At 64.9% G+C, this 25,186-nt stretch carries 23 protein-coding genes; 15 read left to right on the forward strand and 8 right to left on the reverse strand.

Translation table 11 applies throughout. The features are described 5' to 3' along the window. The first annotated feature begins 46 nt into the window (after positions 1-46). The 6 genes from ACQR1H_RS03385 (at position 47) to ACQR1H_RS03410 (ending at position 6,942) form a co-directional block, all read left to right on the forward strand. Positions 47-1,003, forward strand: coding sequence for an N-carbamoyl-D-amino-acid hydrolase (locus tag ACQR1H_RS03385; RefSeq protein ID WP_315801008.1), 957 nt, complete (start codon positions 47-49; stop codon positions 1,001-1,003). 225 nt (positions 1,004-1,228) lie between these two features. Continuing rightward, positions 1,229-2,830, forward strand: coding sequence for an ABC transporter substrate-binding protein (locus tag ACQR1H_RS03390; protein ID WP_434864133.1), 1,602 nt, complete (start codon positions 1,229-1,231; stop codon positions 2,828-2,830). Positions 2,831-2,842: 12 nt separating this feature from the next. Next, positions 2,843-3,784, forward strand: a complete 942-nt coding sequence (locus tag ACQR1H_RS03395; RefSeq protein WP_315801006.1) for an ABC transporter permease — start codon at positions 2,843-2,845, stop codon at positions 3,782-3,784. Further along, positions 3,781-4,698, forward strand: a complete 918-nt coding sequence (locus tag ACQR1H_RS03400; RefSeq protein ID WP_434907144.1) for an ABC transporter permease — start codon at positions 3,781-3,783, stop codon at positions 4,696-4,698. Before ACQR1H_RS03395 ends, ACQR1H_RS03400 begins: the two co-directional genes overlap by 4 nt. A 283-nt stretch (positions 4,699-4,981) precedes the next feature. Then, positions 4,982-5,971 carry an ABC transporter ATP-binding protein gene (locus ACQR1H_RS03405; protein WP_315801004.1) on the forward strand — a complete coding sequence of 330 codons (990 nt, stop codon included), beginning with the start codon at positions 4,982-4,984 and terminating at the stop codon, positions 5,969-5,971. Further along, positions 5,968-6,942, forward strand: coding sequence for an ABC transporter ATP-binding protein (locus tag ACQR1H_RS03410; RefSeq protein WP_315801003.1), 975 nt, complete (start codon positions 5,968-5,970; stop codon positions 6,940-6,942). The genes ACQR1H_RS03405 and ACQR1H_RS03410 overlap by 4 nt, the downstream gene beginning before the upstream one ends. A gap of 600 nt (positions 6,943-7,542) precedes the next feature. On the opposite strand, the gene ACQR1H_RS03415 is transcribed toward ACQR1H_RS03410, so the two are convergent. Next, a complete protein-coding gene (locus ACQR1H_RS03415; protein WP_434894026.1) occupies positions 7,543-7,950 on the reverse strand; it encodes a hypothetical protein in 408 nt (135 codons plus the stop codon). A gap of 371 nt (positions 7,951-8,321) precedes the next feature. On the opposite strand from ACQR1H_RS03415, the gene ACQR1H_RS03420 reads away from it, so the two are divergent. The 5 genes from ACQR1H_RS03420 to ACQR1H_RS03440 all read left to right on the forward strand — a co-directional run bounded on the left by ACQR1H_RS03420 (position 8,322) and on the right by ACQR1H_RS03440 (position 13,665). Then, positions 8,322-8,498, forward strand: coding sequence for a hypothetical protein (locus tag ACQR1H_RS03420; protein WP_434880624.1), 177 nt, complete (start codon positions 8,322-8,324; stop codon positions 8,496-8,498). A 187-nt stretch (positions 8,499-8,685) separates the two neighbouring features. Then, positions 8,686-9,660: an AraC family transcriptional regulator gene (locus ACQR1H_RS03425; RefSeq protein WP_434907145.1), complete on the forward strand. Its 975-nt coding sequence runs from the start codon at positions 8,686-8,688 to the stop codon at positions 9,658-9,660. 155 nt (positions 9,661-9,815) lie between these two features. Then, complete coding sequence (locus tag ACQR1H_RS03430) at positions 9,816-10,808, forward strand: AraC family transcriptional regulator (protein ID WP_434874287.1); 993 nt, start codon at positions 9,816-9,818, stop codon at positions 10,806-10,808. A gap of 509 nt (positions 10,809-11,317) precedes the next feature. Next, positions 11,318-11,689: a tRNA-binding protein gene (locus ACQR1H_RS03435; RefSeq protein WP_315800998.1), complete on the forward strand. Its 372-nt coding sequence runs from the start codon at positions 11,318-11,320 to the stop codon at positions 11,687-11,689. 20 nt (positions 11,690-11,709) lie between these two features. Next, a complete protein-coding gene (locus tag ACQR1H_RS03440; protein ID WP_434907182.1) occupies positions 11,710-13,665 on the forward strand; it encodes an alpha amylase C-terminal domain-containing protein in 1,956 nt (651 codons plus the stop codon). Between the two features lie 85 nt (positions 13,666-13,750). Here ACQR1H_RS03440 and ACQR1H_RS03445 read toward each other — a convergent pair whose 3' ends face one another. Together ACQR1H_RS03445 and ACQR1H_RS03450 are read right to left on the reverse strand one after the other, a co-directional pair. Continuing rightward, positions 13,751-14,680 (reverse strand): sugar kinase, encoded by a 930-nt coding sequence (locus ACQR1H_RS03445; protein ID WP_316177081.1) that lies wholly within the window; start codon positions 14,678-14,680, stop codon positions 13,751-13,753. Beyond that, positions 14,667-15,704 carry an SPFH domain-containing protein gene (locus ACQR1H_RS03450; protein ID WP_434907146.1) on the reverse strand — a complete coding sequence of 346 codons (1,038 nt, stop codon included), beginning with the start codon at positions 15,702-15,704 and terminating at the stop codon, positions 14,667-14,669. The genes ACQR1H_RS03445 and ACQR1H_RS03450 overlap by 14 nt, the downstream gene beginning before the upstream one ends. A gap of 107 nt (positions 15,705-15,811) precedes the next feature. Between ACQR1H_RS03450 and ACQR1H_RS03455 the strand changes: the two genes are divergently transcribed. Further along, the gene (locus tag ACQR1H_RS03455; RefSeq protein ID WP_434907147.1) at positions 15,812-16,552 is read left to right on the forward strand and encodes an NUDIX hydrolase; all 741 of its coding nucleotides are present in this window, start codon (positions 15,812-15,814) and stop codon (positions 16,550-16,552) included. 138 nt (positions 16,553-16,690) lie between these two features. On the opposite strand, the gene ACQR1H_RS03460 is transcribed toward ACQR1H_RS03455, so the two are convergent. After that, positions 16,691-17,266, reverse strand: a complete 576-nt coding sequence (locus ACQR1H_RS03460) for a hypothetical protein (protein ID WP_434838361.1) — start codon at positions 17,264-17,266, stop codon at positions 16,691-16,693. Between the two features lie 370 nt (positions 17,267-17,636). On the opposite strand from ACQR1H_RS03460, the gene ACQR1H_RS03465 reads away from it, so the two are divergent. Beyond that, positions 17,637-18,863, forward strand: a complete 1,227-nt coding sequence (locus tag ACQR1H_RS03465) for a CaiB/BaiF CoA transferase family protein (RefSeq protein ID WP_316216030.1) — start codon at positions 17,637-17,639, stop codon at positions 18,861-18,863. A 164-nt stretch (positions 18,864-19,027) separates the two neighbouring features. Here ACQR1H_RS03465 and ACQR1H_RS03470 read toward each other — a convergent pair whose 3' ends face one another. Further along, positions 19,028-19,273, reverse strand: a complete 246-nt coding sequence (locus ACQR1H_RS03470; RefSeq protein WP_434907148.1) for a hypothetical protein — start codon at positions 19,271-19,273, stop codon at positions 19,028-19,030. A 33-nt stretch (positions 19,274-19,306) separates the two neighbouring features. Beyond that, positions 19,307-19,975: a TetR/AcrR family transcriptional regulator gene (locus ACQR1H_RS03475; RefSeq protein ID WP_315800991.1), complete on the reverse strand. Its 669-nt coding sequence runs from the start codon at positions 19,973-19,975 to the stop codon at positions 19,307-19,309. Between the two features lie 226 nt (positions 19,976-20,201). Between ACQR1H_RS03475 and ACQR1H_RS03480 the strand changes: the two genes are divergently transcribed. Together ACQR1H_RS03480 and ACQR1H_RS03485 are read left to right on the forward strand one after the other, a co-directional pair. Continuing rightward, the gene (locus ACQR1H_RS03480) at positions 20,202-21,437 is read left to right on the forward strand and encodes an acyl-CoA dehydrogenase family protein (protein ID WP_316177088.1); all 1,236 of its coding nucleotides are present in this window, start codon (positions 20,202-20,204) and stop codon (positions 21,435-21,437) included. A gap of 308 nt (positions 21,438-21,745) precedes the next feature. After that, positions 21,746-22,804, forward strand: coding sequence for a phosphotransferase family protein (locus ACQR1H_RS03485; protein ID WP_434884241.1), 1,059 nt, complete (start codon positions 21,746-21,748; stop codon positions 22,802-22,804). A gap of 121 nt (positions 22,805-22,925) precedes the next feature. On the opposite strand, the gene ACQR1H_RS03490 is transcribed toward ACQR1H_RS03485, so the two are convergent. Together ACQR1H_RS03490 and ACQR1H_RS03495 are read right to left on the reverse strand one after the other, a co-directional pair. After that, positions 22,926-23,204, reverse strand: coding sequence for a hypothetical protein (locus tag ACQR1H_RS03490; RefSeq protein WP_434880619.1), 279 nt, complete (start codon positions 23,202-23,204; stop codon positions 22,926-22,928). 1,058 nt (positions 23,205-24,262) lie between these two features. Further along, complete coding sequence (locus tag ACQR1H_RS03495; RefSeq protein WP_315800987.1) at positions 24,263-25,048, reverse strand: SDR family NAD(P)-dependent oxidoreductase; 786 nt, start codon at positions 25,046-25,048, stop codon at positions 24,263-24,265. Positions 25,049-25,186 lie beyond the last annotated feature (138 nt).

Consider the following 25,186-nt stretch of genomic DNA (forward strand, 5'->3'; position numbering starts at 1 on the left):
GCGCGCCACGGAACGACCACTTAGTTCCGAAATAAGGAACGGAAACATGCCGCGCTTCGTCAACGTCGCCATTGGTCAGCTCGGCCCGATTGCCAAGAGCGAAACACGGACCGCGGTGGTTGCGCGACTGATGGCGTTGATGCGGCAGGCGCACGCCAATGGCTGCGACCTGATCGTCTATCCCGAGCTCGCGCTGACGACGTTCTTCCCGCGCTGGTACATGGCCGATCAGGCCGAGATCGATCAATATTTCGAGCGCGAGATGCCGGGGCCGGAGACGCAAGTCTTGTTCGCGCTCGCGAAGGATCTGCGCATCGGCTTCTGCTTAGGCTATGCCGAGCTCGCGGTCGAGGACGGCATCGTGCACCGCTACAACACCGCCATTCTTGTCGACAAGACGGGCACCGTCGTCTCGAAATACCGCAAGGTGCATCTGCCGGGACATGCCGAGCACGAACCGTGGCGCAAGTTCCAGCATCTGGAAAAGCGCTATTTCGAACCGGGCAAGAGCTTTGGCGTCGCCAACGCCTTTGGCGGCGTCATCGGCATGGCGATCTGCAACGACCGCCGCTGGCCCGAGACCTATCGCGTGATGGGCCTGCAGGGCGTCGAGATGGTGCTGATCGGCTACAACACGCCGGTGCATAATCCGCCGGCGCCGGAGCATGACGACCTTTCGCTGTTCCACAACCGCCTCGTGATGCAGTCGGGTGCCTATCAGAACGGCACCTGGGTGATTGGCGTCGCCAAGGGCGGCGTCGAGGAGGGCATCGACCACATCGCCGGCAGCTGCATCATCGCCCCTTCAGGCGAGATCGTCGCGGCCTGCGCCACCAAGGGCGACGAGATCGCGCTGGCACGCTGTGACCTCGATTTGTGCAGATCCTACAAGCAGACGATCTTCAACTTCGACGTCCATCGCCAGCCGCACGCTTACGGCATGATCGTCGAGCGCAAGGGCGAGACGCTGATGGCCGACGGCTCGCCGGTGCGGAAGGCATGATGCGTTCGGCAATCGCGCGCAAGTCCGTAGCCCGCATGAGCGCAGCGACATGCGGGTTCACACGAGGAGTCTCGGAGAACCCGGGGTCGCTGCGCTCGCCCGGGCTTCGATAGGCTTGCGCCCCATGCCTCATTTGCGTTCAAATGAACGCGCTCCACACGCGTGGCATGGGCCTTGCTTACAATTTCGGCAATTGAACTTGGGCATGTTGCATCAGGAGAGAACATGGATCGCAGAACGGTATTGAAGGGATTGGCGGGCGCGGGTGGTCTGGCGCTGACGGGATTTGCGGCGCCGGCGATCGCCCAAGGCGCTGCCGCACGCACCTTGCGTTTTGTGCCACAGGCCAATCTCGCCAATTTCGATCCGATCTGGGGCACCCAATATGTCGTGCGCAACGCAGCCGCGATGGTGTGGGATACGCTGTACGGCATCGACGATCAGTTCGTGCCGCAGCGCCAGATGGTGGAATCGGAGGAGGTGTCCTCCGACGGCCTGACCTGGACCTTCAAGCTGCGTCCCGGCCTCAAATTCCACGACGGCGAGCCGGTGCTCGCCAAGGACGTCGTCGCCAGCCTCACGCGCTGGTCGGCGCGCGATCCGATGGGCCTGATGCTCAAGGCGATCCAGAACGAGCTCACGGCGGTCGACGACAAGACCTTCAAATGGGTGCTGAAGCAGCCTTATCCGAAGATGCTGTTCGCGCTCGGCAAGGGCAACGCGCCGTGCGCCTTCGTGATGCCCGAGCGCATCGCGCAGACTGATCCGTTCAAGCAGATCTCCGAATATGTCGGCTCCGGCCCGTTCAAATTTGCCAAGGGCGAGTGGGTGCCGGGTGCGAAAGCCGTGTTCGAGAAGTTCGCCGACTACCTGCCGCGCCAGGAGAAGCCGCTGTGGCTCGCCGGCGGCAAGCAGGTGCTGGTCGACCGCGTCGAATGGGTGATCATGCCGGATCCGGCGACGGCCGCGGCCGCGCTGCAGAACGGCGAGGTCGACTGGTGGGAGAACCCGATCACCGATCTCGTGCCGGTGCTGAAGGGCAACAAGAACATCGGCGTCGACATCGGCGATCCCCTCGGCAATGTCGGTGCGTTCCGCATCAATCATCTGTATCCGCCCTTCAACAATGTGAAGGCGCGGCAGGCCATCCTCATGGCAATGAGCCAGGAGGACTACATGCGCGCGCTGGTCGGCGACGACAATGCGCTGTGGAAGCCGCTGCCCGGCGTGTTCACACCCGGCACGCCGCTCTACACCGAGGAGGGCGGTGACATCCTGAAGGGCAAGCGCGACTTGGCGAAAGCCAAGAAGCTGCTGGAGGAGGCCGGCTACAAGGGCGAACCGATCACCTGCCTCGTCGCGCAGGATCAGCCGATCACGAAGGCGTTCGGCGACGTCACCGCGGATCTTCTCAAGAAGCTCGGCATGAACGTCGATTTCGTCGCGACCGACTGGGGCACGGTCGGTGCCCGCCGCGCCTTGAAGACGCCGCCGGCGCAGGGCGGCTGGCACATGTTCCACACCTGGCACGCCGGCGCCGACTGCATCAATCCGGCTGCCTACAACGCGCTGCGCGCCAACGGCGACAAGGCCTGGTTCGGCTGGCCGAACAGCGAGCCGGTGGAGAAGGAGATCACCAACTGGTTCAACGCCAAGTCGCTGGACGAGGAGAAGACCGTCGCCGCGCGCATCAACAAGGCCGCGATCGACGACGTCGTGTTCGCGCCGACCGGCTTCTTCCTCGGCTACACCGCGTGGCGCAAGACCGTCTCCGGCGTGACCAAGGGGCCGATCCCGCTGTTCTGGGGCGTGTCGAAGACCGCATAGGCACTGACATCCATGCTCGCTTATGCGCTCCGACGCGTGCTGTCGACCTTGCCGGTGATGGCGATCGTCGCGCTGTTCGTCTTCAGCCTGCTCTACATCGCGCCGGGCGATCCGGCCGTGGTGATCGCGGGCGACCAGGCGAGCCCGGCCGATGTCGAGCGCATCCGCGCCAATCTCGGACTGGACCAGCCCTTCCTGGTCCAGTTCGGAAGCTGGGTGTGGCGCCTGCTGCACTTTGATCTGGGCACCTCGATCTTCACCAATCTCCCGGTGGCTTCGATGATCGCCCAGCGCATCGAGCCGACCTTGTCGCTGATGATGGTGACGCTGTGTCTCACCATCATCATCGCCGTGCCGCTTGGCGTCATCGCCGCGTGGAAGGCCGGCACCTGGATCGACCGGATCATCATGGCGTTCGCCGTGTTCGGCTTCTCGGTGCCGGTGTTCGTGGTCGGCTACATCCTCGCCTATGTCTTTGCGCTGAAGTTCGATTGGCTGCCGGTGCAGGGCTACACGCCGCTGTCCCAAGGATTCTGGCCGTGGCTGCAGAACCTGATCCTGCCGGCGGTCGCGCTCGGCTGCGTCTACATCGCGCTGATCGCGCGCATCACCCGCGCCGCAATGCTCGAAGTGCTGCAGCAGGACTACATCCGCACCGCGCGCGCCAAGGGCCTGGGGCAGGGCGGCATCCTGTTCATTCACGCGCTGAAGAACGCCGCTGTGCCGATCGTCACCGTGGTCGGCATCGGCATCGCGCTCCTGATCGGCGGCGCCGTCGTCACCGAGAGCGTGTTCGCGATTCCCGGCCTCGGCCGGCTCACCATCGATGCCATCCTGCGCCGTGACTATCCGGTGATCCAGGGCATCGTGCTGTTGTTCAGCTTCGTCTACGTGCTCGTCAATCTCCTGATCGACATCACCTACACCCTGGTCGACCCGAGGATCCGCTATTGACCGTCACGACATCAACATCGCCGCCGCCGGGCCTCGTCCTCGCGCCTGTTCTGCCGGACCTGATGGTCGCGCCAAAGATCCGGCGCGGCGCCATCGGCTTCCTGCGCAACCATCCGACGGTCGCGATCGGCGGCGCGCTGCTGTTGCTGCTCGTCATCATCGGCGTATTCGCGCCGTTCCTGTTCACCGTCGATCCCACAGCGATCGCGCCGGCCAAGCGCACGCGGTTGCCGTCGGCGGATTTCTGGTTCGGCACCGATGCGCTGGGACGCGACGTCTATTCGCGCGTGCTCTATGGCACCCGGGTCTCACTCACGGTCGGGCTGTCGGTGGCGCTGGCGGCGTCGCTGATCGGCCTTTCGATCGGTCTCGTCGCCGGCTTCCTGCGCTGGGCCGACGGCGTGCTGATGCGCTGCATGGACGGGCTGATGTCGATCCCGCCGATCCTGCTCGCGGTGGCGCTGATGGCGCTCACGCGCGGCAGCGTCGGCAATGTCATCCTCGCCATCTCCATCGCCGAGATCCCGCGCGTGGCCCGGCTCGTCCGCGGCGTCGTGTTGAGCTTGCGCGAGCAGCCTTATGTCGATGGCGCGGTTGCCTCGGGCACGCGCACGCCGATGGTCATCCTGCGCCACATCCTGCCGAACACCATGGCGCCGATGCTGGTGCAGGCGACCTACATCTGCGCCAGCGCGATGATCACCGAGGCGATCCTGTCCTTCATCGGCGCCGGCACGCCGCCGACGATTCCCTCCTGGGGCAACATCATGGCCGAGGGCCGCGCGCTGTGGCAGGTCAAGCCCTACATCGTGTTCTTCCCGGCCGCGTTCCTGTCGGTGACCGTGCTCGCCGTCAACCTCGTTGGCGACGGCCTGCGCGACGCGCTCGATCCGCGCATGGCCAAATCACCATGAGCAGCGGAGTGAGGCGGGCGAGCCACGAGGTCCGAGCAGGGGCCTGGCCCTTCGAGACACCCGCCTTCGGCGGGCTCCTCAGGGTGAGGGGTGGGAGCATTTCACATGGCGACGCTGCTCATCGCCGATGTGCAGCACCGGCCTCGGCGCTAACGCCTCATGGTGAGGAGCGCCGCGCCGAGTTGGTCGTGATATTCGGCAGTCGCAATGCGCGACGCGTCTCGAACCATGAGGCCCCTATGTCTCCGCATGAGGCCCCAAACCGCGGCCGGGAGCCGATCTGATGCCGCTGCTCGAGGTCGAGAACCTCCAGGTCCATTTCCGTACGCCGACCGGCATCAACCGTGCCGTCGACGGCGTCTCCTTCCACGTCAACCCGGGCGAGACGCTCGCCATCGTCGGCGAATCCGGCTGCGGCAAGTCCGTGACCTCGATGTCGATGATGCGGCTGATTCCGGAGCCGCCGGGCAAGATCGCGGGCTCGATTCTGCTCGAGGGCCGGGACATCCTGACGCTGTCCGACCGCGAGATGCGTCAGCTCCGCGGCAACGACATCTCGATGATCTTCCAGGAGCCGATGACCAGCCTCAACCCGGTGCTGACCGTCGGCCGCCAGATCGGCGAGACTCTGCGGCTGCACCAGGGGCTCGACCAGGCGCAGGCCGAGGCGCGCGCGGTGGAGATGCTGACGCTGGTCGGAATCCCTGAGCCGGCACGGCGCGTGCGCGAATATCCGCACCAGCTGTCCGGCGGCATGCGCCAGCGCGTGATGATCGCGATGGCGCTGGCCTGCAATCCAAAGCTCCTGATCGCGGATGAGCCGACCACCGCGCTCGACGTCACCATCCAGGCGCAGATCCTCAAGCTGATGCTGGAGCTGAAGCAGCGCGTCGGCGCAGCGATCATCCTGATCACCCATGATCTCGGCGTCGTCGCCGAGGTCGCCGAGCGCGTGATGGTGATGTATGCCGGGCGCAAGGTCGAGGAGGCGCCGGTGAAGGAGCTGTTCCGCACCCCCCGCCACCCCTACACGCAGGGCCTGCTCGGCGCGCTGCCCAAGCTCGGCTCGTCGCTGTCGGGCGAGACGAAACGCCTCGCCGAGATTCCTGGCCAAGTGCCGGATTTGAAGCAGCGCATCGAAGGCTGCGTGTTCGCCGGCCGCTGCGCGCTCGCGACCGACCTGTGCCGTCAATATGCGCCGGGGCTGGAGCAGAAGGCCGCGCACCACATCGCCGCCTGTCATTTCGCCGCCAAGGAGCAGGCCGCCGCATGACCATGCCGCTGCTCCAGGTCAACGACCTCAAGAAGCACTTCCCGATCTCCAGCGGGCTGTTCGGCCGCAGCAAGAGCAAGGTGCATGCGGTCGACGGCGTGTCATTCGAGATCGCGCGCGGCGAGACGCTCTCCCTGGTCGGCGAATCCGGCTGCGGCAAGTCGACGGTCGGCCGCGCCATCCTGCGGCTGTTCGACGTCACCGCCGGCCAGATCGTGCTCGACGGCCAGCGCATCGACGATCTTCCCCCTGGCAGCCTGCGCGAGATGCGCCGCCGCGTCCAGGTCGTTTTCCAGGATCCGTTCTCCAGCCTCAATCCGCGGATGCGGATCCGCGACATCCTGGCCGAGCCGATCAACAATTTCGGCCTCGCGAAGACCGCCGCGGAGCGCGACGCGCGCATCGCCGAGCTGATGGAGATCGTGCGGCTGCCGCGCGACGCGGTGAACCGCCGGCCGCACGAATTCTCCGGCGGCCAGCGCCAGCGCATCGGCATCGCCCGCGCGCTCGCCGCCAAGCCGGACCTGATCGTCTGCGACGAGGCGGTCTCCGCGCTCGACGTCTCCGTCAAGGCGCAGATCGTCAACCTGCTGCAGGATCTGCAGCGCGAGTTCGGCCTGGCGCTGCTGTTCATCAGCCACGACCTCGCGATCGTCGAGCACATGACGCACCGCGTGGCGGTGATGTATCTCGGCAAGATCGTCGAGATGGCGCCAAGGCGGCAGATCTTTGCCACACCGGGTCATCCCTACACCAAGGCGCTGCTGTCAGCCGTGCCCATTCCCGAACCCGGCGCCGAGCGCACACCGATCATCCTCAAGGGCGACGTTCCGAGCCCGGTCAACCCGCCCAAAGGCTGCCGCTTCAACACCCGCTGCCCCCTGGCCTTCGACCGCTGCCGCGTAGAGGCTCCCGAGCTGCGGCTGAAAGGCGAGGACCAGTGGGTGGCGTGCCATTTGGAGAATGTGTAGTTACGTCCTTGCGCAGGATTGGCAAAGCGGCCGCCGAAGGCGGCGGCGTGCTCACTAAGCAGGTGCAATGACAGCTTGATGCGCGACCGCCGCGCCAATCACGGAGGAGAGACGGTGCGTTTCTCATGCGGATCTCGGTGCGGCGCGTAGCCCGCATGAGCGACAGCCGGCGCGTGGGACACGTCGGCGCCAGCCGACGTGCGGGGCCTCACGTGTCGTGTCGGTGAACCGGGATGTCGCTGCGCCCATCCGCGCTACGTGGCGACTGAACGAAACTTCGATGGCACGCAACATCGCTGCGCCGCGCGCCGTCGCTGCCCATCATGTTTTGAGGAACGGTATCGCAGCCGCGCCCGGTTGCGACCAGGCATCGGCTCACCGGGTACGGCTCTCGCCAGCTTTAGGCTGCAAGCGACCGATTGAATCTCGTCCAACAGAACGTCGCAAAGCGCGATCTGCGACAACAGGTCGGCCTCTAGGGACTGGCACGACGTCGGCCGATCGAGGCGCAGCTTTGCTGTGCGGATTCTACTTAGCGATTTCAATACTGCAGGATTGGACAGGTCGCCGCCTCGAATATTGGTCATCTTTGCACCACGACTACACCAGATCCGCCGCGGCAGGACCGATTTGGTTCGATGCAATCGGTATGCCGCGAATTGGGGCGGGAGCGGACGACGCAACCTTGCGGTACCCTCCGGCGTCTGCAAAGCAGCGGCCAGGGACATCAATTGGCGGTTTACAGTCGTTTCCGAATTTGGAAATTGGCACGGTGTATGCTGGCCTCTGTACGGGTGCTTTGTTGTTGAGTTGACGCGTTGCTTGCCAGATCGCCAACTTATCGCCTTTGGTCGAGCGATTGGCGATCTGCTGATAACGTATTGCAGTGGTGCCAGATTGGAAGATGGTCGCTGTGCCCGGCGAGGGGATGGCATGGTGTACTGCCACTGAACTGGTAATGCCTACAAGATAAGTGATAGAATGCAACGTGACCGTCTTGATAAGCATGACAGAACTCACTCCATACCGACTCATATCGACAGGCGTGTGGACGTTGCCAGGTTCGCGTTGTGACGAAGTCATAAGTCCATCGTCTCGGTGACCTGCTTCGCAAGATCGGGTATCTCAAGCGCCCAGCGTCGACGGTTGGGTGGCGCTTGTCTTGCTCTGCTGATCCCATTGCGCCTCAAAGCCGTCGAGCAGGTGGCGAGCGAGACCGGCTTGAGCTTGAGAGCCAATCATGAGGACTGTGTCCCATGGGAAGTGTGTCAGTGTTCCGAACATCATCGTCTCCCAAAAGTGCCGCGGTTCTCAGCTTGTTCGGGTCACGTTCACCCTTGGCTGCCGCTGCCAGGATGCGCGCAGCGAGCTTTGACTTCATGGTGGAGTTCTGCTCGGCCTTTGCCGCCACGTTCGCCTCCTCGCTTGCCGCCGCATTCTGGAGAGACGGCCGCCTTGCCCCTCTCAACGAGATTGAAGCGCGTCGCGCGGCGATTCTGAAGTCATTCTCAAGTCCAAACTCTGCAAACATCGCTCAGGATTTGCTGCATCATTAGCCAATTACCGCCTTCAAAATAACATGCGATAAATCGGGGACGTGATCGAACTGTTGCGCCCGGCCGCCGGCCGCCCGACGGGAGCTTTTCCGATGTTGACTTGGATCAGTCCGGAAGACTTGCGCTCCAGTATTTTGACAGAGCCTTATAAGCGAGGACTGATCCTTCGATGGACTTGGAGCGATCCGTGAGCCCGCTGAGCCGCGCTCCCGTCATTCGTACAGACGATCCGGAGGCGATGGAGCACGCGTTGCGGACGGTCTACGGGGCAACCGGATTCGCAGTCACCAACGCAGATGAATTCCAGGGGGTTGGCAACTATCTTCAGCTCGGGAGCATCGGTCTCGGCTTTTGTGCATATAGCGGGGCAAGGTCGCTCGTCGAGTTCCCGGAGAGCGACTTCGCGCGCCTGCAAATCGGCCTCAAAGGCAGCGCTTTGACCGTTCTAAATCGCACGGCGATCGCAATAAACGAGCGGCAGTCCTGCATAGTTGCGCCGGGCGAAGCCAACAAGATTATGTTCGAGCCAGGTTATGAGCAGCTCATTCGTCGAATAAGCGCGAGGGCGTTGGAGCAGACATTGACGATGCTGCTCGGTGCAAAGCCAGCCGGTGTTCTCAAGTTTGATCCCATTGCCGCAGCGGTTCAGCCGAACGCTCTGGTCTTGCGCGATCTGGCGATGTTCCTCGCTCATCAGTTGGATGCGGCGGCGACAGAGCTGCCACGCACGGTGCTCGTCGAACTGGAGCAGGCTCTCATCGTTTCCTTCCTGTCGGCTCACCGCCACAATTTCAGCGAGCTGTTGAAGAGAGGCGAAAGAGATGTCACCCCGCGGATCGTTCGACTGGCCGAGGAATATATCGAGGCCTCTTGGGACCGCGCCATCACGATCGAGGAGCTGGCTTCGCAGACAGGCGTCAGCGTCCGCGCGCTCTATGCTGCGTTCAAGAAGAGCCGCGGATATTCGCCGATGGCGTTTGCGAAGACGGTGCGATTGCGTCGGGCAAAACAGATGCTCTCGCTGCCAAATCAGCGTACCTCCGTCTCTGCAGTCGCCTTCAATTGCGGTTTCGGAAATCTCGGACACTTCGCAAGAGACTATCGCGACGTGTTCGGTGAGCTTCCATCCGAAACTCTGTCGCGCGCGCGGCGCGCCGCCTAGCTCGCCTGACAGACGCGTCGGCCACACCATTCTCAAGAGCGCTGGGACGGCCTCAAAAGCTATATCGGCTTTCACGAAGATCGAGCTGCGACACCGCGCCGCTGACCGGGTTTTTCCCAGGTTTGAGTTCGGTCAATCTGAGATACTATCTTTGGATGAACCTGGACCGATCCGTAAGCCTGCTGAGCCGCGCTCCCGTCATTCGTACAGACGATCCGGAGGCGATGGAGCACGCGTTGCGTACGGTCTATGGGGCAACTGGCTTCGCAGTCACCAACGCAAATGAATTCCAGGGGGTAGGAAACTACCTTCAGCTTGCGAATATCGGCCTTGGCTTCTGTGCATATGGCGGGGGAAGGTCGGTCGTAAAGTTCCCGGAGAGCGACTTCGCGCGCCTGCAAATCGGCCTCAAAGGCAGCGCTTTGACCGTTCTAAATCGCACGGCGGTCGCGATAACCGAGCGGCAATCCTGCATAGTTGCGCCGGGCGAAGCCAACAGGATTGTGTTCGAGCCAGGTTATGAGCAGCTCATTCTTCGAATAAGCGCGAGGGCGTTGGAGCAGACACTGACGACGCTGCTCGGTGCAAAGCCGGCCGGTGTTCTCAAGTTTGATCCGATCGCCGCGGCGTTGCAGCCGAACGCTCTGGTCCTGCGCGATCTGGCGATGTTCCTCGCTCATCAGTTGGATGCGACGGCGACAGAGCTGCCACGCGCGGTCCTCGTCGAACTGGAGCAGGCTCTCATCGTTTCCTTCCTGTCGGCTCACCGCCACAATTTCAGCGAGCTGTTGGAGAGAGCCGAAAAGGACGTCGTGCCGCGGATCGTTCGGCTGGCCGAGGAATATATCGAGGCCTCTTGGGACCGCGCCATCACGATCGAGGGGCTGGCTTCGCAGACGGGCGTCAGCGTCCGCGCGCTCTATGCTGCGTTCAAGAAGAGCCGCGGATATTCGCCGATGGCGTTTGCGAAAACGGTGCGATTGCGACAGGCAAAGCAGATGCTCGAGGGGCCCAATCAGCGTACCTCCGTCTCTGCAGTCGCCTTCAATTGCGGCTTCGGAAATCTCGGACACTTCGCAAGAGACTATCGCGACATGTTCGGTGAGCTCCCATCCGAAACTCTTTCGCGCGGGCGGCGCGCCGCCTAGCTCGCCTGTCAGAAGCGCCGGCCAGGACCATCCCAAGAGCGCAAGAGCAGTGAGGCAGCAACGCGCGGCAGGCAGGTTGTGCCTGGCGACGGGTGCTGACGATGTCCGCTATTCGCGGGCAGGCTGAGCCTCCGTGCTGCGTCTGGAGGCAAAAGCGAACGAACTGCGACATTACAGGTGACGTGTCAGGGTCATTGCGCTCGGCGGCGGGCATGCTGCAGGACGGGGAAACGCGCGCATGCGACGATGTGGCGGGTAGCAGCACGCCATGGCGATTCACGGAACTCCGCTCGGCGATGCAGAAAGCCGGTACCCCGCTTGCTCGCCAGAGATTGGAGGCTTCTCAGCCTGCGACCGGCCCGCCACACCAACGCAGCCAATCGTCCATATGCCGTGCCGTCGCCGGGCGGGTGCATTGTCAGGAGCCCGTATGGCCATTAAAGATTCCGGCCCAAACCGCGTCGGGATCGCAAGCCTTCCCGCGCGGTCCCGCGTTTGATGAGGCCGCCATGCATCTCTCCCACGATCCGACAGCACCGGCGGCAGCAGGGATCGGCTTTGACCAGTTCCTGGCCGTCGACATCCGCGTCGGCACCATCGTCGCGGCCGAGCCCTATCCGGAGGCGAAGAAGCCGTCGCTGAAGCTGACGATCGATTTCGGGCCCGGTATCGGCACGAAGCGCTCCAGCGCGCAGATCGCGGCGCTGTATGATCCGGCCACCCTGGTCGGCCGCCAGGTCGCCGGCGTCGTCAACTTCCCGCCGCGTCAGATCGGCAAGTTCATGTCCGAGGTCCTGACGCTCGGCTTTCCCGATGAGCAGGGCAACGTCGTGCTGTTCCAGCCCGACAAGGCCGTGCCGAACGGCGCGCGGCTGTTCTGAGCGGAGGGCCGGCCGTGGATATGCTGCTCGAACCTGTTACGCTGCCGCCGTTTCCCGAAGGCCTACGGATATCGCTCAGGCAAATGCATCTTCTCCAGGCTCCGATGGGTGGCACCCTGGTGACCGGCGGCGCCACCTTCCGCGTGTTCGCGCCGCATGCCAAGGCGGTCTACGTCTCCGGCCCGTTCAACGACTGGGCGCAGGATGCGAGCTGCCGTCTCGCGCCGATCGGCAACGGCCATTGGGCGATCTTCGTGCCGTCGCTCAAGGACGGCGACGCCTACATGTATTTCGTCGAGGGTGAGGGCTCGTCCGGCTACAAGCGCGATCCGCATGCGCGGCTGCTCACCGTCGATCCGCCGTTTCCCCAGGCGCACTCGGTGCTGCGCAATCCCGGCGCGTTTCCCTGGCACGACACCGACTTCACGCCGCCGCCCAACAACGAGCTCGTGATCTATCAGCTCCATGTCGGCACCTTCGACATGAAGGCGGGCAATCCCGACGGCTGCTTCTTCGACGTCATCGAGCGCGTGCCGCATCTGGCGAAGCTCGGCGTCAACGCGATCGAGCTGCTGCCGGTGCAGGAATTCCCGACCATGTTCAGCATGGGCTACAACGGCACCGACCTGTTCAGCCCGGAGACCGAATATGGCGAGCACGAGCAGGCGCATCTCGCGGCCTACTTCAAGCGAACCAACGAGATCCTCTCGGCGGCGGGCGCCATGCCTTACGCCGATGTCAGCGTGGTCAGGCATTGCGACGACCAGCTGCGCGCGCTGATCGACGTCAGCCATGTCCATGGCATCGCCGTGCTGTTCGATGTCGTCTACAACCACGCCGGCGGCGGGTTCGACGAGAGCAGCGTCTGGTTCTTCGACCGCCAGGCCTATGGCGATCCCAACCGCAGCCTGTATTTCACCGACCAGGGCTGGGCCGGCGGCCAGGTGTTTGCCTATTGGAACGCCGACGTGCGGCAGTACCTCGTCGACAACGCCATCATGATCTATCGCGAGTATCACGCCGACGGCCTGCGCTTCGACGAGGTCAGCGTGATGGACCGCTTCGGCGGCTGGGCGACCTGCCAGCAGCTCACCGAGGCGCTGCGCGCCGAGAAGCCGGATGCGATCCAGATCGCCGAATACTGGCCTGTCAACCCGTGGGTGGTGAGGGACATCGCGCAGGGCGGCGCCGGCTTCGACGCGACCTGGAGCGACGGCCTGCGGTTGTCGGTGCGCGGCGCCATCGCGAGCGCGGCCGGCGGCGCGGGCGCTGTCGTCCCGATGCAGCCGATCGCCGCGGCGATCGCCGATCTCAGCCTCGACAAGCGCTGGCGCGCGGCCAACTCGATCGAGAACCACGACATCGTCTATGCCGGCCGCGAGCCGCGCATTCCGCGCCTCGCTGATCCCGTCGACAGTCGCTGCTGGTATGCGCGCAGCCGCAGCCGCGTCGCCACCGGCCTGTTGCTGACCGCGCCGGGCATCCCGATGCTGTTCATGGGCCAGGAGCTGTTCGAGGACAGACCATGGAGCGACACGCCGAGCCTGGACACCACGATCCAGTGGTCGCTGCTCGACGGCGAGGACAAGATCACCGCGGATGCGATGCGCTTCACGTCAGAGCTGATCGCGATCCGCCGCACCCATCCGGCGCTGACCGCGGAGGGCTGCGCCATCGTCCACGTCCATGACGGCAACCGCGTGCTTGCCTTCCACCGCTGGGATGGCCAGGGCGACGACGTCATGGTGATCGTGAGCCTGAGCGAGACGCCATGGCGCGACTACGCCATCGGTTTTCCGGCAGGCGGCACCTGGCTCGAGGTGTTCAACAGCGACGTCTACGACAACTGGGTCAACCCGGGCGTCGTCGGCAACAATGGCTCCGTCACCGCCGGCGGCCCGCCGCTGCACGGCCAGCCGAGCTCGGCTGATGTGACGATCCCGGCGAACGGCGTGCTCGTGTTCGCGAGGAAATGAGGATCGTAGGGTGGGCAAAGCGGCCGCCGAAGGCGGCGGCGTGCCCACCATCCAGCAGCGAACTGCAGCGGCGTTCGGTATCGGTTCACACGATCAGCCGTCCCTGCCGCTCCGCGATCCCGATCACCGCTTCCGTTCCGGCATTGAAATCGAGATTGTCCGCCTCGATGCCGTCGGAGAAGATCACGCCGTTCTCGGGCATCAGCGAGCGCAGGCGCAAGGTTTCGGCGCCGTTCAGCCCGCCGCAGACCAGGGAGGTCTGCGACGTCCTGCTCGGAAACGGCTCGCGCACGGCGAAGCGCAAGCTCCGGGCGTCCCAGGGCAGGGCGGTGTAGTCGCCGTCGCCGTGGCCGCCGTAACGGCCGGCTATGGCCAGCGCGCCGGTGACGATGCTCTTGAACCAGGCGGTCGAGCCGAGCCCGGTGGCGACGATCAGTCCGCTCGACGACTGCCGTTCCTGACCGTCGCGCGTTGCGATCTCATAGCGGGCGGAAACGTGGGTACGCGCGCCGATGAAGAGGTCGTTGACCGCATGCAGCGCCTGGCCGTCGGCGAGACTCGCGCGCGCCATGGTCACGGCCTTGGCGGCGCGCTTGTCGGCGGCGACCTCGGGCAGCAGGCTTGCGAGGTCCTCCGGCGCGAACGGCAGCAGCACGCCGTCATGGCGCTGAGCGTCGGGGTTCAGTCCGAGCAGCGGCTGGCCGTCGAGATATTTCATGGTGTTGGCGACGAGCCCGTCGGGGCCGAGCGCCGCGACGATGTCGGCGGGGCCGAAGATGAAGTTCGGCAGGAAGCCGCGGTCGACGATCTGGTAGCGGCCCCAGCGCTCCAGCGTCTGCGTCGCCGTGGCGCGCGCGGCCTGGTAGGCCGCGTGCTCGCGCTCGTAGTCGGAGAAGTCGGCGCCGAGATGCTCGACATAGAAGCGGGCCTGGTCCGCGGTGAGGAACCTTGCGATCAGCTCCTCGAGCCGCGTTCTCCGGACGACCAAGACCACCTTGCGGTCATTGCCGGACACGGGGCGCCTCCGCGGGCTTCTGCATCAGGCTGTTCAGCAGCTCCGGCGAGACGTTGAGCTGCCCGATCTTCTCGGCCTTCTCGGCGAGCCCTGAGAACGCCTGCGCGATCAGCTGGCCCGGCTGCATGCCGGTGGCGGCCAGCGCCTGAATCACGCGGGTGTCGACGCCCTCGAAGATCTTCATCAGCGCGCCGACGCGATAGGCCTCGGCGTCCGCCAGCGTGCGGGTGTTCGCCGCATTCAGCGACACGAAGTCCTTGCGCTTGGCCTCCAGCCCGATGTCGGCGACCATGCCGGCCTCGCGCAGCTCGTTCTTCTTTGCGGCGACGCTGGCCTCCGCATCCATCTGCGTCTCGCGGATCGAGCGCTTCTTCTGCTCGACCGCGATCTCGGTGTCGAGCTCGCTCTCGCGGATCGCCCGCTCGCGCTCGACCGCAAAGTTTCGCCGCGCGAAGATGGCCTCATCCGCGGTCTTCAGGATCGCCTCGCGCGCCTCGGCCTCCAGCGCCTTGGCGGTCTCCGGCGTCGGCTTCACCGCGCGCACGGCGACGCCGAGGATCTCCAGACCCAGCGCATCGATGTCGGCGCGGCGCTTCAATCCGGCCGCGATCACCTCGGCAATGCGGTCGGAGGCGCGCAGCGCTTCCTTCAGGGTCATGTCCTTGACGGCCTGCTGCGCCAGCACCTCGACCGCGCCGAGCACGCGCTGCGGCAGCTCCTCCGGGTCATCGGACTCGTAGGTCTTGCCGTCGCGCTTGAGCGTGAAGTTCAGCATCGCGGCCGCCTTCCTCGGCTCGCCGATGCGGTAGGTCACCTGGCCCTGGATCGTCAGCGTCTGAAAGTCGCGGGCGATCTGCTGGAAGATGAAGGCGGCATCGCGGCTGCCGATCGGGATCGCGACCAGCGAGGTCGCGGGCCCATAATAGAAGGTGGAGAGCCCGGCGCCTTCCTCGACCACGCTGCCGGCGCGGTACTTGAGGAGATAGGTGGTGGGTTGGGCCTTGATGAAGCGTAAGCCGAACATGGCGGCCTCCTGACGTTGACTGGCGTAAGTGTGTCACGCCAACTTAGTAAGTTTGACAGTACAACTAAGTATGCTAGTGTCAAGGGACGAATTCGGGGGCGGGCGGTATGGCAGCACGGCAGGGGCAGGGCGGCGGAGCGGCCGCGAGAGCGGGCGGACTGGATTTTCCGCGGCCGCTGACCACGGTGGACATCGTCATCTTCACGATCCGGCTGGAGGCGCTTCACGTGCTGCTGGTGCGGCGTGGCCAGGGCGAGGGGGAGCCGTTCCCGGACGCCTTTGCATTACCAGGCGGCTTCGTCGACGTGGCCAAGGACGATGATCTCGAAGCTTGCGCGGGGCGGAAGCTCGCCGAGAAGACCGGCGTCCTCAGTCCCTATCTGGAGCAGCTCGGCAGCTGGGGCAGCGCGCACCGTGACCCGCGCGGCTGGTCGGCGACGCACGCCTATTTCGCGCTGATCCCGGCGTCAGCAGCGGAGGCCGCGCTCGCGGCCGATGCGCAATGGTTTCCGCTCGCGGGCATGAGCGTGAAGCCGAAGCTCGCCTTCGATCATGCCGAGATCCTGCAGGCCGCCGTGCGGCGGCTGCGCAACAAGGTCGAGTACACCTCGCTGCCGGCCTATCTGATGCCGGAGGAGTTCACTCTGCCCGAGCTGCAGCGGACCTACGAGATCGTGCTCGATCGTCCGCTGGAGAAGAGCGCCTTCCGCACCCGCATGCTCTCGGCCGACCTGATCGAGCCGGTCGCCAAGATGCGCAAGGGACCGAACCGGCCGGCCCAGCTCTACCGCCTGAAGGCGGCGGCCGCGCCGGTGTATTTTGCGCGGACATTCAACGCGCCGGAGTGAAGCCCCGTAGCCCGCATGAGCGTAGCGACATGCGGGGCTCACGCGCTGGCTGGGAGAACCCGGCTGCCTCGCAATGACCAGGATGAGAAGACGGTGCGCCACGAGGCCGTGCGGACTACGCGGCGCGTCTTCGTTCGGTCACGCCGAGAAGTCCACCACCAGCGACTTGCTGGTCGAGCTCGACGAACTGGTGCCGCTGGCGCCGTAGGACGAGGTCGTGCTGCTGTTCGAGCTCTGCAGCGCCTCGAGCAGCTTCTTCAGGAGCTCCTCGACCTGGGACGAGGACGATGACGACGACGAGGACGAGGTGCTTGAGGTGGTGTCGCTGCTGCTGTCGTCGCTCGGCGGCGGACCGGGTGGCGGGCCACCGGCACCACCCGCGCCGCCCGGGCCGCCGGAGAAGGCGTTGGCGAACACGTTCTTCAGCTCGCTTGCCTGGTCCGACGTCAGCTTGCCGCTGTCGACCTCGCTCTGGATGAGATCGTCGATCTTCGACTGCATCTCCTTGGGCGAGGGCGGTGTGCTGGAGGTCGATGACGAGGACGAGCTGCCGCTGCCGCTCTTCAACGCGGAGTCGATGTCGTCGAGCGCCGACGACAGGGCGGTCTGGTCGGTCGAGCTGACCTTGCCGGCCGAGACTTCCTTGGTGAGCTCCTGCTTGAGCAGGTCGAGCGGGGAAAAGCCGCTCATCGAGGAGGCAGAGATCGACGTCATGGCGTGCTCCAGAGGGTAAGACATCAAACCTGCCTCCAGCTGTGGCTGTAACGCTTAACGGCTCCTTGTTCCCTGTGTCCGGATGTGTCTGGACTCCGGTCGCACACAAAATGAAGCAAGAAAGTGGCCGGCCGTCGCGAATCCGGCAATGTCCGCGCCGGAGCGGCCGTCTTGGAGCGGCGACGAGTTTCCACCGCCCAGGATTTGGGTCGCCCGGGGCGCGGTGCTCGGGGTGACGTCCTCTGCCGGGCAAGGCGGCATGCCGCCAGCGCAGTGCTCCGAGTCGCGAAATGGTGTATCGGCGGGTGACGGGCGGGGCCCTCGCTAGGGCATGTCCGCGCCAAGGAATAAGAACTCCCGGAGGAACTCCATGTCGGCCCTGCCGCTTTCTGGCATCAAGATTCTCGATCTGACCCGCGTCCTGGCCGGACCGCTGTCGGCGCAGATGCTGGCCGATCTCGGCGCCGAGGTGATCAAGATCGAGCGGCCCGGCACCGGCGACGACGCGCGCGCGTTCGGTCCGCCCTACCTCAGGGATCCCGACGGCAAGGCCAACAACAACAATTCCTTCTACATCTGCGCCAACCGCAACAAGAAGTCCGTCACAGTCAACATCGCCTCGCCGGAGGGGCAGGAGATCATCCGCGCGCTCGCCAAGGACTGCGACGTGTTCATGGAGAACTACAAGGTCGGCGATCTCAAGCGCTACGGCCTCGACTACGAGGCCATCAAGGCGATCAATCCCGACGTGATCTACTGTTCGGTGACCGGCTTCGGCCAGACCGGGCCGTATTCACCGCGCGCCGGCTATGATGCGATCTTCCAGGCCATGGGCGGGCTGATGAGCGTGACCGGCCACATGGACGGCGAACCGGGGGCGGGGCCGATGAAGGTCGGTCCCTCGATCGTCGACTACATGACCGGCATGAACACCTCGATCGGCATCCTTTCGGCGCTGTATCACCGCGACGTCAATGACGGCGGCGGCCAGCACATCGACGTCTGCCTGTTCGACACCGTGATCGCGTCGCTGTCGCACTACGCCCAGATCTTCCTGGTCAACGGCAAGTCGCCGCCGCGCCGCGGCACCTGGGGCAATGGCGGCATGCCGGCCGGCGTGTTCCGCTGCACCGACGGCGAATTGATGCTGGTGGTCGGCAACGACGCGCAATTCGCGCGCACCTGCGCCGTGCTCGGCTCGCCCCAGCTCGCCACCGATCCGAAATTCGTCAGGAACAACGACCGCGTCGTCAACGGCAAGGAGATCATGGCGATCTTCGCGGGCCTGTTCCTGAAGAACTCGGTGGCGCATTGGCTGGAGGAGCTGGAGAAGGCCGGCGTGCCATGCGGGCCGGTCAACGATTTTGCGCACGTGTTCGCCGATCCGCATGTCCGCTCGCGCGGCATGGAGGTGAAGGTCGAGCACCCGTTCGAGCCGCAGCTGTCCCTGATCCGCAACGCGCTGACCTTCTCCGGCACCCCGATCACCGAATATCGCGCGCCGCCGCTGCTCGGCGAGCATACGCAGGACGTGCTGTCGGGGCTCGGCTATGACGAGGCGAAGATCGCGGCGTTGAAGCAGCAGGGCGTCGTGTAGGGCACCGCTAGTCGCGTCATTCTCCGGTGTCGTCCCGGCGAACGCCGGGACCCATAACCACCGGCCGGCGTGCTGACTCTCGATATCTCTCCGCGTGCCTCAAGACGGATCATGCGGTATGGGTCCCGGCGTTCGCCGGGACGACCCGTGGAGAGAGTTTGCTCCTAATTGTGGCTGTGATGACGGTGCCGCTTCGCCTTGTGCCGCGGCGCATGATAGCGCGGCTCTACAACGTACCGGGCGGGCGGTGGCGCGCCAAGCTGCTGCCGCGATTCCTGCAGACGGCGCTGATAGCCCGGCGAGTTCATGATGCTGGCGGCGGCGCCGCGGGCCAGCACCGGCTCGCTGGCGGTCACCATCAAGAGCGTGGACGCGACGAAGGCGAGTAACAGGTGCGGTCGGTACGTCACGAGTGGACTCCATGGTGGATGGTGGGATCCCGGCTACGGGCTGCGCGCTGCAATCTTGACCTTCGACTTTGCCGCCTGATCGCGCGCGGTCAAGCCGAGCACGGCGCCGCGCACCACCCGCGCGATCACATCCTCGACATCGTCGAGGTCGCATTGACCGTCGGAGAGCTTGGTGAGGCGCTCACTCTCGCGGATGGTGTGATGCGCCATGGCGAGCGCAAAATGCAGGCCCCAGAACAGATCGACCTCGGAGCTGTCGGGCAGGGCGCGCTGCATTGCGCTTGCGAACTTCCGCAGATGGTCGATTTCCTTGGTCTTGATACGGCGAATTGGCGGCACCGATTCGATCGAGGCGCGGATCATGAACTGCGCCACCGCCGAGCGCTGGTTCTCAGGGCCGAGGCAGCCGCGCAGGATCGGGCCGACGAGGGCGCGCAGGATGTCGGAGATGTCGGCGCGGCCGCCGCCGGCATCCTCGGCTTCACGCAATTCGCGCAGGCGCTCGCGGTTGAGCGCGATCGAGCGCGTCACGAACAGTTCGGCGATCAGCTCGTCCTTGGAGCCGAAATGATAGTTCACCGCGGCGAGATTGACGTTCGCCTCCGCCACGATGTCGCGCAAGGTCACGTCGGAGAAGCCGCGTTCGGCATAGAGCCGCTCGGCGGCGATCAGGATCGCAGTCCGGGTCTGGTCGGTCGCCATGCTCGTCCTCCCGAACGATGAAGCGGGGAGTTGCGTTTCAAACAATTGTATGAAACTATTGTTTGAGACGGCCGCAATGTCAATCACGGTTCTTCCGTGGGGCGACATTTCGGCGCTGCAGCGACGGTTCGCGCGGTCGTGTCGCGCAAGATCACACTTGCACGGACGCCGTGGGCGGGCCGACACTGCGGCCAAAATTTCAGAGGAAACACCCAAGGAGAGTCCCATGGACTTCACGATGTCGGCGAAGCAGCAGGAATGGCTGGAGCGCGTGCGCAGCTTCATGACCAAGCATGTCCGCCCGGCGGTGCCGATCTACAAGCAGCAGGACGCCGAGGGCGATCGCTGGAAGGTGATCCCGATCCTGGAGGACCTCAAGGCCAAGGCGAAGGCCGAAGGGCTGTGGAACATGTTCATGCCGCCGTCGCCACATGAGGACGACGAGTTCCGCGGCGCCGGTCTGTCCAATCTCGAATATGCGCTGCTGTCCGAGGAGATGGGCCGCATTTCGTGGGCCTCCGAGGTGTTCAACTGCTCGGCGCCGGACACCGGCAACATGGAGGTGTTCATCCGCTACGGCACCAAGGAGCAGAAGCGCAAATGGTTGCGCCCGCTGATGGACGGCGAGATCCGCTCGGCGTTCCTGATGACCGAGCCGGCGGTGGCGTCGTCGGATGCCACCAACATCGAGACGCGGATCGTGCGTGACGGCGATCATTACGTCATCAACGGCCGCAAATGGTGGTCGTCGGGCGTCGGCGATCCGCGCTGCAAGATCGCGATCCTGATGGGCAAGACCGATCCGTCGGCCGCCAAGCATCAGCAGCAGTCGCAGATCCTGGTGCCGCTCGACACCCCCGGCATCAAGGTCGAGAAGATGCTGCCGGTGTTCGGCTTCGACGACGCGCCGCACGGCCACGCCCAGGTGCTGCTCGAGAACGTCCGCGTGCCCGCGGAGAACATCCTGCTCGGCGAGGGCCGCGGCTTCGAGATCGCGCAGGGCCGCCTCGGCCCCGGCCGCATCCATCACTGCATGCGCACCATCGGTAAGGCCGAGGAGTCGCTGGAGAAGATGGTGCGCCGGCTAATGACGCGCACCGCGTTCGGCAAGAAGATCATCGAGCATTCGGTGTGGGAGCAGCGCATCGGCGAGGCCCGGACCAATATCGAGATGTGCCGGCTGTTGTGCCTCAAGGCGGCCGACATGATGGACAAGGTCGGCAACAAGACCGCGCAGGGCGAGATCGCGATGATCAAGGTCGCCGCCCCCAACATGGCGCTGAAGATCATCGACGACGCCATCCAGGCGTTCGGCGGCGCCGGCGTGTCGGATGATGCGGGTCTTGCCAAGGACTACGCCAACATCCGCACGCTCCGTCTTGCCGACGGCCCCGACGAGGTGCACAACCGCGCCATCGCCCGGCTCGAAATGAAGAAATACGCCAACGAGCCGCGGCATTGAACTCGTAGGGTGGGCAAAGCCTCCGGCTGTGCGCAAAGCGCGCAGTCGGGGGCGTGCCCACCATTGTCGAGCGCGAAGCAAGATGGTGGGCACGCTTCGCTTTGCCCACCCTACGTAACTGAGCCCTCTCACGGGCATTGCAGGCGGCGCCCGCAATCACGACCTCCGTCATTGCGAGCGTAGCGAAGCAATCCAGAGTCGTGAGCGGAATCCTGGATTGCTTCGCTGCGCTCGCAATGACGAAAAAAAACGAGCGACGGCAATCGCCGCCGCTCGTAGGATGAGACGTAACACCAAGGGAGTTCGTCGTGGCCGACGGCGTCAAGAAGGACGAAGAATTCTCCGGCACCAAGCCGGTCGAGGAGCGGCATCGCTTCGACGAGGCCAAGCTCGCGGCCTGGATGGCCGAGCATGTCGAAGGCTATCAGGGCCCGCTGACCGTGCTCCAGTTCAAGGGCGGCCAGTCGAACCCGACCTATCGCCTGAACACGCCGGCGCGTTCCTACGTGCTCAGGCGAAAGCCGTTCGGCAAGCTGCTGCCGTCGGCGCATGCAGTCGATCGCGAATTCCGCGTCATCGCAGCACTCGGCAAGCAGGGCTTTCCGGTCGCCAAGGCCTATGCGCTGTGCAACGACGACAGCGTCATCGGCGCGGCCTTCTACATCATGTCGATGGAGGAGGGCCGGGTGTTCTGGGATCCGACCCTGCCGCATGTCGCAGCGCCCGAGCGGCGCGCGATCTTCACCAGCAAGATCGAGACCTTGGCGAAGCTGCACAGCTATGATCCGGCGGCGATCGGCCTCGCCGAGTTCGGCAAGCCGGGCAACTACTTCGCCCGCCAGGTCGATCGCTGGACCAAGCAATATCGCGCCTCCGAGACCGAGCACCTGCCGGAAATGGAGAAGCTGATCGAGTGGTTGCCGCGCACCTTGCCGGTGCAGCAGCGCGTCTCGATCGTGCATGGCGACTACCGGCTCGACAACATGATCTTCCACGCATCAGAGCCGCGCGTCATCGCGGTGCTCGACTGGGAACTGTCGACGCTCGGCGATCCCATGGCCGATTTCACCTATCTCTTGATGCAGTGGATCATGCCGGGCCTCGACGGGGTCGACCTGAAGGCGCTGAACATCCCGACCATGGAGGAGGCGGCCGCGATCTATCGCGGCGTCACCGGCACCGAGCTGCCGGACCTCAACTGGTACTTCGCCTACAATCTGTTCCGGCTCGCCGGCATTTTGCAGGGCATCATCGGCCGCATCCGCGACGGCACCGCCGCCAACGACAAGGCCATCGAGTCGGTCAAGCGCATGGTGCCGATGACCAAGCAGGCCTGGGCCTACGCGCAGAAGGCGGGAGCGGCGTAGCTTGGTAGCCCGGATGAGCGTGAGCGTAAGCGACATCCGGGTTCTTCACCGGCAGAAGTGCTGAACCCGGATGCCGCTTTCGCGCATCCGGGCTCCTCATCAGGCCCGCGTTGGTGCGGGCTCAGCGCCCACCGCCGCCACCACCACCACCTCCGCCGCCACCACCGGCCGCGGTCAGCGCGCCGCTGTAGCGCGGATCGGTCTGCTTCATGTAGATCGGCGAGGTATCGCGGCTCTGGCGGCGCTGCGATTGCTGCACCTGTGCATCGGTGCCGCAGGCCGTCCAGGAGACCAGCTCACAGCCCGGCCATTGGGTCTCGCGCGCGCTCGCGCCCGTCATGGCCGCGCCGGCCGCCAGGGCGCCCAAGGTGAGCAGGGCTAGTTTCGACAATCTCGACATCTGATCCATCCTTCGGTTTCGGCGAGGCCGGAATGGTCCGCTTGCGACGTTCGACGGAGGCTCGAAGCAGGCGGTTCGAAGACGTGGGCTGAAAAAATCGCAGCGAGCGCCGATGCCTGCGCTTGAACCGGACCGCTGTCCGCTGCGACACGACGCGGTCGCGCCGGCAAAGAAAGATTGCGAGCGTGATCAAGGTGATCGCCTCGTTCAGCCTGGGCAGGCGAAAGATTTTACTTTCGCTTTTTCGGAATTTGTGATTTGATGGCCGCCATCCCGCCTCACTCGGAAGGGGCGTTGCGCGCGATCGTCACGACACGCGAGGCGGGGAGGCGGTGGCCGCGGAGATGTCGCAGCGTAGCTTGCTACGCGGACGAACGGCAGTTCGCGGACGTGAAGTCGCAGGGTCCTGATACCCCGATGCTGGTATCAAGTCGCGTTGGCCTGAGCGCCGCGCGGCGATGGTGGCCAACAAGCCCGGCGCACCAGGGAGACTGCGTATAAGCGTTAAGACCATCGCGCAGGGAAGGCCGGGTGTTCTCGGCTGCACCTGTGGTACCTGCCGCCTGCATTTCTTTCGCAGGCGGGCCGCAGGCGTCAGCCGACGCCTGGCCTTCCCTGCGCCCTTCGATTGCGAAGGGCGGTGAGTTTCTTGGGATCACTCGGGCGCGGATGCGTCGCGGGAATGAACGCGCATGTTTGGATATCGTCATTGCGGCCAAGCATCGACAGCGTGAACGCGCTGGCGGTGCGCAGAGCCGGGATCCATACGCCGCAGCAGATGTGTTGGGCCAAAAGCCAACCGTCGGCCTGCCTCAAACCGCTCCCTGGGGGTATGGGTCCCCGCGTTCGCGGGGACGACAGCGGTGGGGATGGCGGGCAATCGTGGTTTAGGGGCCGCAGTCGTGCGGCAACAACAGGTGTCGTCCCCGCGAACGCGGGGACCCATACCGCGTGATCCATCGAGGGATGTCGCTGTCAGTTACCTGCCTCACCCCGGCCGGTGGTTATGGGTCCCGGCGTTCGCCGGGACGACAGCGGAGAGTGAGGCAGCCATTCAATTAGATCGGCTTGCCCGCATACGGCATCGACGCCGTGAGGCCGCCATCGACCGGAAAAGCCTGGCCGTTGACGTAGGAGGCCTCGTCGCTGGCGAGGAACAGGGCCATGGCGGCGATCTCATGCGGCTGGCCGGCGCGCTTCAACGGATTGAGCTGGCCGATCTTGCCTTCGGTGCCGCGCTCCTTGGCGCCGTCGAAGATCGGCTTGGTCATGCCGGTCTCGATCAGGCCGGGACAGACCGCATTGATCCGCACGCCGGTGCCGGACAGCGAGTAGGCCGTGGTCTGCACCAGGCTGATGACGCCCGCCTTGCTCGCCGCATAGGGATGGCCAGAGGCGCCGGACTTCAGGCCCGCAACGGAGGCCGTGCAAACGATGGCGCCGCGCTGCTGCCGCACCATGTGCGGCATCGCGTATTTCACCGCGAGGAACGGGCCGATCAGATTGATGCGCAGGATCTCCTGCCAGTGCTCGACGGTCTGTTCGGCAATCGGGATCAAGCCGCCGGAGATGCCGGCATTGGCCCAGATGACGTCGAGCTTGCCGTAGGTGGCAACGGCGCGATCGATGAAGCCGCTCACGTCGGCTTCCGAACCGGCGTCGGCCATCACGGCCTCCGCGATGCCGCCCTGCTGCTTGACGAGCTCGACCGTCTCCTTGACGCCTTCGCTGCGATCGACTGCGATCAGCCGCGCGCCTTCCCTGGTGAACATCAGCGATGCGGCGCGGCCGATGCCGCTGCCGGCGCCGGTGATGATGACGGATTTGCCTTCGAGGCGGCCCATGTTTCCTCCTGCTTCAATTGTGATCAGTTGCGTGCCGCGCAACGGAATTCAAACGCAGTTTCAAACGTGCTGAGATCGCCAAGCGGCTTGAGACGATCTGGGCCTTCACGTACAGCGAGAGACGAGCGGAGGGAAGGG

Source organism: Bradyrhizobium sp. HKCCYLRH2015 (assembly GCF_051168215.1).
Taxonomy (GTDB): Bacteria; Pseudomonadota; Alphaproteobacteria; order Rhizobiales; family Xanthobacteraceae; genus Bradyrhizobium.

What these genes read in the sequence shown, in the direction of transcription:
- ACQR1H_RS03385 (WP_315801008.1), top strand. Translation starts at nt 47, where the DNA reads ATGCCGCGCTTCGTCAACGTCGCCATTGGTCAGCTCGGCCCGATTGCC.
- ACQR1H_RS03390 (WP_434864133.1), top strand. Translation starts at nt 1,229, where the DNA reads ATGGATCGCAGAACGGTATTGAAGGGATTGGCGGGCGCGGGTGGTCTG.
- ACQR1H_RS03395 (WP_315801006.1), top strand. Translation starts at nt 2,843, where the DNA reads ATGCTCGCTTATGCGCTCCGACGCGTGCTGTCGACCTTGCCGGTGATG.
- ACQR1H_RS03405 (WP_315801004.1), top strand. Translation starts at nt 4,982, where the DNA reads ATGCCGCTGCTCGAGGTCGAGAACCTCCAGGTCCATTTCCGTACGCCG.
- ACQR1H_RS03410 (WP_315801003.1), top strand. Translation starts at nt 5,968, where the DNA reads ATGACCATGCCGCTGCTCCAGGTCAACGACCTCAAGAAGCACTTCCCG.
- ACQR1H_RS03415 (WP_434894026.1), bottom strand. Translation starts at nt 7,950, where the DNA reads ATGCTTATCAAGACGGTCACGTTGCATTCTATCACTTATCTTGTAGGC.
- ACQR1H_RS03420 (WP_434880624.1), top strand. Translation starts at nt 8,322, where the DNA reads ATGGTGGAGTTCTGCTCGGCCTTTGCCGCCACGTTCGCCTCCTCGCTT.
- ACQR1H_RS03430 (WP_434874287.1), top strand. Translation starts at nt 9,816, where the DNA reads ATGAACCTGGACCGATCCGTAAGCCTGCTGAGCCGCGCTCCCGTCATT.
- ACQR1H_RS03435 (WP_315800998.1), top strand. Translation starts at nt 11,318, where the DNA reads ATGCATCTCTCCCACGATCCGACAGCACCGGCGGCAGCAGGGATCGGC.
- ACQR1H_RS03440 (WP_434907182.1), top strand. Translation starts at nt 11,710, where the DNA reads ATGCTGCTCGAACCTGTTACGCTGCCGCCGTTTCCCGAAGGCCTACGG.
- ACQR1H_RS03450 (WP_434907146.1), bottom strand. Translation starts at nt 15,704, where the DNA reads ATGTTCGGCTTACGCTTCATCAAGGCCCAACCCACCACCTATCTCCTC.
- ACQR1H_RS03455 (WP_434907147.1), top strand. Translation starts at nt 15,812, where the DNA reads ATGGCAGCACGGCAGGGGCAGGGCGGCGGAGCGGCCGCGAGAGCGGGC.
- ACQR1H_RS03460 (WP_434838361.1), bottom strand. Translation starts at nt 17,266, where the DNA reads ATGACGTCGATCTCTGCCTCCTCGATGAGCGGCTTTTCCCCGCTCGAC.
- ACQR1H_RS03465 (WP_316216030.1), top strand. Translation starts at nt 17,637, where the DNA reads ATGTCGGCCCTGCCGCTTTCTGGCATCAAGATTCTCGATCTGACCCGC.
- ACQR1H_RS03475 (WP_315800991.1), bottom strand. Translation starts at nt 19,975, where the DNA reads ATGGCGACCGACCAGACCCGGACTGCGATCCTGATCGCCGCCGAGCGG.
- ACQR1H_RS03480 (WP_316177088.1), top strand. Translation starts at nt 20,202, where the DNA reads ATGGACTTCACGATGTCGGCGAAGCAGCAGGAATGGCTGGAGCGCGTG.
- ACQR1H_RS03490 (WP_434880619.1), bottom strand. Translation starts at nt 23,204, where the DNA reads ATGTCGAGATTGTCGAAACTAGCCCTGCTCACCTTGGGCGCCCTGGCG.
- ACQR1H_RS03495 (WP_315800987.1), bottom strand. Translation starts at nt 25,048, where the DNA reads ATGGGCCGCCTCGAAGGCAAATCCGTCATCATCACCGGCGCCGGCAGC.